Below are 1,856 nucleotides of genomic sequence, written 5' to 3' on the forward strand. Positions count from 1 at the left end.
GGAGGGTTTTGGTGGAGCGCGGGACCTGATCCTGGGAGGCAAGCGTATTAACAGGTGTGACGCAGGAAGGTAGCCGAGCCGGGCGATGGTTGTCCCGGTCCAAGGATGTAGGGCGAACGGTAGGCAAATCCGCTGTTCATGTGCCTGAGATCTGACGGGACTCCCGTAAAGGGGGGATTCGGTGATCCTATGCTGCCTAGAAAAGCATCGGCGCGAGGTTTTAGCCGCCCGTACCCCAAACCGACACAGGTGATCAGGTAGAGAATACTAAGGCGATCGAGAGAATTATGGTTAAGGAACTCGGCAAAATGCCCCCGTAACTTCGGGAGAAGGGGGGCCCCAACCTTGAACGGTACTAGCGACCGGGAGGGGATCGGGGCCGCAGAGACCAGGGGGAAGCGACTGTTTACTAAAAACACAGGTCCGTGCGAAGTCGCAAGACGATGTATACGGACTGACTCCTGCCCGGTGCTGGAAGGTTAAGAGGACCGGTTAGCCTCACGGCGAAGCTGAGAATTTAAGCCCCAGTAAACGGCGGTGGTAACTATAACCATCCTAAGGTAGCGAAATTCCTTGTCGGGTAAGTTCCGACCTGCACGAATGGAGTAACGACTTCCCCGCTGTCTCAACCATAAACTCGGCGAAATTGCAGTACGAGTAAAGATGCTCGTTACGCGCAGCAGGACGGAAAGACCCCGAGACCTTTACTATAGTTTGGTATTGGTGTTCGGAGTGGCTTGTGTAGGATAGGTGGGAGACGTTGAAGCCCGGACGCCAGTTCGGGTGGAGTCATCGTTGAAATACCACTCTGGTCACTTTGGACATCTAACTTCGGCCCGTAATCCGGGTCAGGGACAGTGCCTGATGGGTAGTTTAACTGGGGCGGTTGCCTCCTAAAAAGTAACGGAGGCGCCCAAAGGTTCCCTCAGCCTGGTTGGCAATCAGGTGTCGAGTGTAAGTGCACAAGGGAGCTTGACTGTGAGAGAGACATCTCGAGCAGGGACGAAAGTCGGGACTAGTGATCCGGCGGTACATTGTGGAATGGCCGTCGCTCAACGGATAAAAGGTACCTCGGGGATAACAGGCTGATCTTGCCCAAGAGTCCATATCGACGGCATGGTTTGGCACCTCGATGTCGGCTCGTCGCATCCTGGGGCTGGAGTAGGTCCCAAGGGTTGGGCTGTTCGCCCATTAAAGCGGTACGCGAGCTGGGTTTAGAACGTCGTGAGACAGTTCGGTCCCTATCCGCTGCGCGCGCAGGAAATTTGAGAAGGGCTGTCCTTAGTACGAGAGGACCGGGACGGACGAACCTCTGGTGTGTCAGTTGTACTGCCAAGTGCACCGCTGATTAGCTACGTTCGGATGGGATAACCGCTGAAAGCATCTAAGCGGGAAGCTCGCTTCGAGATGAGATTTCCATACACCTTGTGTGTGAGAGGCCCCCAGCCAGACCACTGGGTTGATAGGCCGGATGTGGAAGCGAGGACTAACGACTCGTGAAGCTGACCGGTACTAATAGGCCGATAACTTACACCACACACCACCCCCGCAAACGGATTCAAAAGCGTTTGCACCCAAGGGGTGGTACAAAGAAACAAGACTGCTTGCGTCCACTATGTGGTTCCCAACCAACAAACCCGTTGGCCTGGAAACCGTTCAACTGAATAACAACACCACCATTGTTGTAACCACCAAAGATTTCCCACCCCCCGCCACGCGGGGGTTCGGGTAACAGGGTTACGGCGGTCATAGCGTGGGGGAAACGCCCGGTCCCATTCCGAACCCGGAAGCTAAGACCCACAGCGCCGATGGTACTGCACCCGGGAGGGTGTGGGAGAGTAGGTCACCGCCGGACA

2 rRNA genes (1 of these 2 cut by a window edge) are annotated in these 1,856 nt (G+C 55.7%); both read left to right on the forward strand.

The features are described 5' to 3' along the window. Nucleotides 1-1,537 (forward strand): 23S ribosomal RNA (locus tag ACFRAU_RS25920) (it extends 1,378 nt beyond the left edge of the window). Between the two features lie 201 nt (nucleotides 1,538-1,738). Further along, nucleotides 1,739-1,855: ribosomal RNA gene (gene rrf / locus ACFRAU_RS25925) — 5S ribosomal RNA — on the forward strand. The last annotated feature ends 1 nt before the right edge of the window (nucleotide 1,856 follow it).

Source organism: Arthrobacter sp. NPDC056691, assembly GCF_042791415.1.
Classification (GTDB): domain Bacteria; phylum Actinomycetota; class Actinomycetes; order Actinomycetales; family Micrococcaceae; genus Arthrobacter.